Origin of the sequence: Anaerotruncus massiliensis (ex Togo et al. 2026) (assembly GCF_900199635.1) — a bacterium.
In the GTDB taxonomy this organism is placed as follows: Bacteria; Bacillota; Clostridia; order Oscillospirales; family Ruminococcaceae; genus Anaerotruncus; species Anaerotruncus massiliensis.
The window spans coordinates 1-5,124 of sequence record NZ_LT962683.1 but is presented as its reverse complement, the minus strand read 5'-3'; the positions used below and the strand labels follow the sequence as shown (position 1 = coordinate 5,124).

At 66.5% G+C, this 5,124-nt stretch carries 6 protein-coding genes and 1 pseudogene; all 7 read right to left on the bottom strand.

The window, feature by feature from the left end:
- On the bottom strand, window positions 1-674 hold a 674-nt coding region (locus tag C1A13_RS00080), incomplete at its 3' end, for a tRNA1(Val) (adenine(37)-N6)-methyltransferase (protein WP_101547923.1).
- An 11-nt stretch (window positions 675-685) separates the two neighbouring features.
- Window positions 686-1,843 carry a hypothetical protein gene (locus C1A13_RS00075; RefSeq protein ID WP_101547921.1) on the bottom strand — a complete coding sequence of 386 codons (1,158 nt, stop codon included), beginning with the start codon at window positions 1,841-1,843 and terminating at the stop codon, window positions 686-688.
- 73 nt (window positions 1,844-1,916) lie between these two features.
- A complete protein-coding gene (locus C1A13_RS00070) occupies window positions 1,917-2,087 on the bottom strand; it encodes a DUF362 domain-containing protein (protein WP_101547919.1) in 171 nt (56 codons plus the stop codon).
- Between the two features lie 121 nt (window positions 2,088-2,208).
- Window positions 2,209-3,108, bottom strand: a complete 900-nt coding sequence (locus C1A13_RS00065) for a PSP1 domain-containing protein (protein ID WP_101547917.1) — start codon at window positions 3,106-3,108, stop codon at window positions 2,209-2,211.
- A 152-nt stretch (window positions 3,109-3,260) separates the two neighbouring features.
- Entirely contained in the window at window positions 3,261-4,208 is a 948-nt protein-coding gene (locus tag C1A13_RS00060; protein WP_101547915.1) for a hypothetical protein, read from the bottom strand.
- Window positions 4,209-4,532, bottom strand: a complete 324-nt coding sequence (locus tag C1A13_RS00055; RefSeq protein ID WP_101547913.1) for a cyclic-di-AMP receptor — start codon at window positions 4,530-4,532, stop codon at window positions 4,209-4,211.
- A gap of 372 nt (window positions 4,533-4,904) precedes the next feature.
- Window positions 4,905-5,124 (bottom strand): annotated as a pseudogene (locus C1A13_RS00050) (aminotransferase class I/II-fold pyridoxal phosphate-dependent enzyme); the annotation flags it as partial.

Genomic DNA, 5,124 nt, shown 5'->3' with positions numbered 1-5,124 from the left:
CCCTCGACGATGAGGGGCGGCTCCACCCGCAGCCCCGGCTTTCCGCCCCGCCGCCCCTCCGCCAGCAGGAGCCAGGGCGCGCTGGCCGGCCGCTGCTGCACCAGCCGCAGCCGCTTGGGCTCGAGCCCCGCCTCCCGCAGGGCGCAGATCACGTCGGCCAGCCGCTCGGGGCGGTGGCAGAGGCAGAACCGCCCGCCGTACCGCAGCAGGTACCTCGCGGCGGCGGACACGTCCGCGAGGGTGCAGGTCGTCTCGTGCCGGGCGATCCGCCCGGCCGGGTCGGCGCTCAGCAGCCCGCCTCCCGGCCCGGTGTAGGGCGGGTTGCAGGTCACGAGGTCGAATCCCCCCGCGGGGAGCCGCCCGCGCAGCTCCCGCAGGTCGGCGCAGAGCGGAACGAACCGCCCGGCGGGCAGGTTCCCCTCCGCGAGGGAGCGCGCCATCTGGGCGCAGGCCGCCTCCTGGATTTCCACCGCGACGGCCTCGCGCGGGGCGGACTCCGGGCCGCGGAACCAGAGCGCGGGCACAATGCCGCACCCGCTCCCCAGGTCGGCCGCGCGGTCCCCCGCGCGCGGGGAGGCGAAGTCGGCGAGCAGAAAGGCGTCGGCGCCGAACTTGTGCGCGGGCGTCACCCACAGGCGGATTCCGCCGCCCAACTCCTCATAATGGCCCTCCAAGCGCCTTCCCCCTATTCGTTGAGATGGAGTTCCGCCTCCGCCCGGTGGGGCGGGACGGGGTTTTCCCGCAGGCGCAGCACCAGCCACGCCCGGTTTTTCCCGCTTAAGCGGGTCTCGCCCGCGGCCGCCCCGCCGCGCGGCGGCTCCGCGTAGCCCCGCAGGTCGGCGAGCGCCTCCCGCCAGCAGCGGCGGACGAGCTTTCGCAGGCGCGCGTCGTCCCGCAGAAAGCACGGAAGTCCGCTGCCCGCGAGCAGATCGTCCGGGACCGTCTCCGGCAGGGCGTCCGGCTCCAGCAGGGCGGTGACCGCGCACGGCTCGAGCGTCTCATGCGCGCGGTAGCGCGCCCAGAGCGCCCGCTCCTCCGGAAGGATGGGGCGTTCGGCGTCGTCCAGCGGGCCCATCACCAGGATCGGCTCCGGGTCGGTCCCGGGGTCGTAGGGCTCGTCGGACGGCTCCGGCGGCGGAGGCTCCGCCGCCGAAAGGCGCGCCGCCTCAAGCGCCTCCTCCGCCGTCAGCTCCCGTTCGGCGGGCGGCGGGATGATCGCCGCCGGGTCCGGGCCCCCGATCACCGGCGGCACGACCGCGGCGCGCAGGCCGTCGTAGCGGTTGAAGCGCGCGGAGAGCCCGCTCAGCTCGGGACTGCCCCCCGGCAGCATCGGCGGCCAGCTGTAGAGGCGGTTGCCGCGGCAGAGGACGCAGTAATATTGAAAGATCACGTAGGCCGCCCGCACCGGCATCAGCAGGGGGGCCGGCGTGACAAGCGCCAGCAGCCAGGGCAGGGCGATCGGCCCGCTGAGGAGGGCGAAGACCAGGCCCACGCGCCGGGTACGCAGCAGGCAGTAGAGCAGCGCACCCTTGATCGCCAGCCCGCCGAGCAGCAGGCCCAGCGCCTCGCTGATAAGCTGGGAGGGCATGCCCTCCCAGCCGATGAGCGTGCTGCCCAAAAGGAAAATGCCGAACGCCACCAGGAAGAAGGCTGCGTCAACCGCGGCCTCCGCCACCAGAAACCAATTTTGCCAGGGGCGCTTCTTCATGAGCGCGCGCCCCTCCAGCCAGCGACCCTCGCGCAGCAAAAGCGCGACCGCCAGCACCGCCAGCGCGGCCATGACCGCGGGCTGAAAGACGTAGGGCTCCGCGCGCGAAACGGTGTGAATCATTCTTACCGGCATGCGTATCCCCCCCTTCGAAAAGAAAAGCCTTCGCTTTGCGGCGAAGGCTTTTCTTTATGTACGTTACTGTCGCTTATTCGGGCTTGATGGCCTCGACAGGGCAGTCGGCCGCACAGGCGCCGCACTCGATGCAGGACGCGGGGTCGATCTCATACTTGCCGTCGCCTTCGGAAATCGCGCCGACGGGGCAGGTCTCCTTGCAGTTGCCGCACGAAATGCAGTCGCCGCTGATCACATATGCCATGGGGAACACCTCCAAATTGAAATACTTTTCTCCCGATACCGCTATGCGATATCATAGACTTATTCTACCACAGACGCGCAAAAAAGCAAGTAAAGTTTTTGGGGGAATCGTCAAAATTCCCCTATTTTTCCTCCTGCGGCTCCTCCGGCGCGGCCTCTCCGCGTCCGGCTCCCCTGCCCTCGGCGCGGCTTTCCTGCCGGCCCTCTCCGCGGCCCTCGCGGATGGGGCGCACCTCGCTCTTGGGATAGAACTTCGCGGCGGCGGAATCCTTTTCCGGAGCGACCTTCAGCATGCCGGTCAGCAGGTTCACCTCCACCACCGTGCCGCGGCCGTCCTTGGTGCGCACCGGCGTGCCCGCCTTGGGGGTGGTGCGCAGCAGGTCGTCGTAGGCGGCCTGCTCATATTTGAGGCAGCACATCAGCCTTCCGCAGGTGCCGGAGATCTTGGTCGGGTTGAGGGAGAGGCCCTGCTCCTTCGCCATCTTGATGGAAACCGGCTGGAACTCGCCCAAAAAGGTCGAGCAGCAGAAGGGCCGCCCGCAGATGCCCAGCCCTCCGAGCATCTTGGCCTCGTCGCGCACGCCGATCTGCCGCAGCTCGATGCGGGTGCGGAAGACCGACGCGAGGTCCTTGACCAGCTCGCGGAAATCCACCCGGCCGTCAGCCGTGAAATAGAAGAGGATCTTATTGTTGTCGAAGGTGAATTCCACGTCGACCAGCTTCATACTGAGCTTGTGCTTGGCGATCTTCTCCTCGCACACCTTGAAGGCCTGCTTCTCCTTCGCGGCGTTGTCGTGCACCTTTTTGAGGTCCTCGGGCGAGGCGAGGCGCATCACCTTCTTGAGGGGCTTGGAGAGCTTCTGGTCCTCGATCTGGCGGTTGCCCATCGCGACCTCGCCGCACTCCACCCCGCGCGCCGTCTCGACGATCACCCGCGCGCCCTTCTCCACCCGAAGCTCGCCCGGGTCGAAATAGTATACCTTGCCCACGCTTTTGAATCTCACGCCTATGATTTCAGCCATTGTGTTCCTCCAATTGGTTTTAACGTTTCCGCCTATGGGGTTGTGGGGCATTGGCGGCGCCGGTACTTCCGCGGCGACGGGTTCCCCCATAAAAAGCTCACCCCGTATTTTCGTTCCATCAGTACACCGGCCGCCGGGCCGTCCCGCGCCCGCTATCCGGCGAGCGCGGCCTTGACCTCCTCGACCATACAGGCCGACAGGAGCGGGATGCTCACGTTGCGTCCCGCGCGCAGCAACGCGCGTTCAACGGCGTCCGCCGCACCGACCAGCTGCATGACCGTCACCCGGTTGCAAAGCCTCTCGTCCGCCTCCCGGCCGACGGCCGCCTGCGCGAACCCCTCCCGCAGCAGCGAGAGGGTCTGCCCGAGGCCGTCGCGGTCCTTGTCGTACCCGGCGAGCACCCGCAGGCAGGCATAGCGTTCGCCGTAGATCAGCTCCTCGCGGAGCTTTTTGGCGTCGGCCGCCGATTTGGAGGGCTTGGCCGAGCCGAGCAGCCCGAGCGCCCTGCCGATGTTGCCGCCCGCGCCCGCCGCCGCGGCTTGCCGCTCCTGCGCGGACCGGCCGGGGGCGAGGGCTTCCAGCGCGGCCGCGCATTCCTCCACCGACGGCACCTCCAATTCCACGCTGATCGCGCGGGAGAGGATGGTCGGCAGCATCCGCGAACGGTTTTCACAGAGCAGCAGGAAATTCACAAAGTCGGGCGGCTCCTCGATGATCTTCAGCAGCGCGTTCTGCGCCGCGGCGTTCATCGCGTGCGCCCGGTCGATCAGGTAAATTTTACGCGCGCCCTCGTTGGGCGCGATGTACGCGTCCTGCCGGATCTCCCGCACCGTCTCGACGGGGAATTCCTTCTTCCCCTCCGGCACGGTGTAATACCGCACGTCGGGGTGGACGCGCTTGTCCGCCTTGACGCAGTGGGCGCAGCGCCCGCAGGGCTTCGGCTCCCCCTCGCAAAGCAGCGTCTTCGCGGCCTGCCAGGCGGCGGTCTTTTTGCCGCTGCCCTCCGGGCCCTCAATGAGCAGGGTATGGGGAAAACGCCCGCCAGCGGCAAGGTTGGCGAGCGTGGCGTTTGCTTTTCGGTTGTAGAGCAGTTCGGGCATTTACAGCTTCTCGAATCTTTCCACGTTCATTACAAAGATCGTCGCGCCGCCCACCTGGACTTCCACCGGGAAGGAGGTGTACATCCCCACCCCGTAGGAGGCGGAGGAGGGCACCATCTGGGTCCGCTTCTTCGAGTGCTTCCCGATGATCTCGATCGCCTCGTCCACCCGTTCATCCTCGGTGCCGATGATGAAGGTGGTGTTGCCCGCCATCAGGAATCCGCCCGTGGTAGCCAGCTTGGTCACGGAAAATCTGTTCTTGGTCAGTTCCTTGGATACCTTGGAGCTGTCGTCGTTCGATACGATCGCAAATATCAGCTTCATAAGTCACCCTCCTGATTCCCTTCACATTTTGGACCAGCGCACGCCTTTGTGCAATTTTATTTTACCATAGCGGCTGTCAAAATTCCATCTTTTTTTGCGCGGCGGCAAAAAGAACCTGTTAAATTCGGGGCTTTTCACCCCGTTTCCTTCTTTCTTTTTTCTTGTAAAAGAAAGAAGGAAAGAAAATACGCCTGAAGCAGGGCCCGCGGGCCCGGGCAAAGGGCTCCGCCCTCGCCGCCGGGCAGCGTCCGGCGGCTCACCCGCGGCTTTTTGAAAAAAGCCGGCAAAAACATTTGGATTTACAACACGGCGCGAGCGAACGGCGGAGGAAAGCGCCGCGCCTGAATCAAAAGTTCTTTGCCAGGCTTTCTTTCAAGAAAGCCGTGTCACAAAGACGTCCGTCACCCCGTAGCCCCTCAGCGTCTCCACGGCGGCGCCGTCGATGCGCTCGCCGGGCATGACGATGGGGATGCCGGGCGGGCAGGGGGAAATTTCCCCGGCGGCGACGCGGCCGGCGGCGTTTTCCACCGGACAGCGCTCCTGCGTGGAAAAGGCCGCCTCGCGCACCGACAGCGCCTGCTCCAGCCGGGGG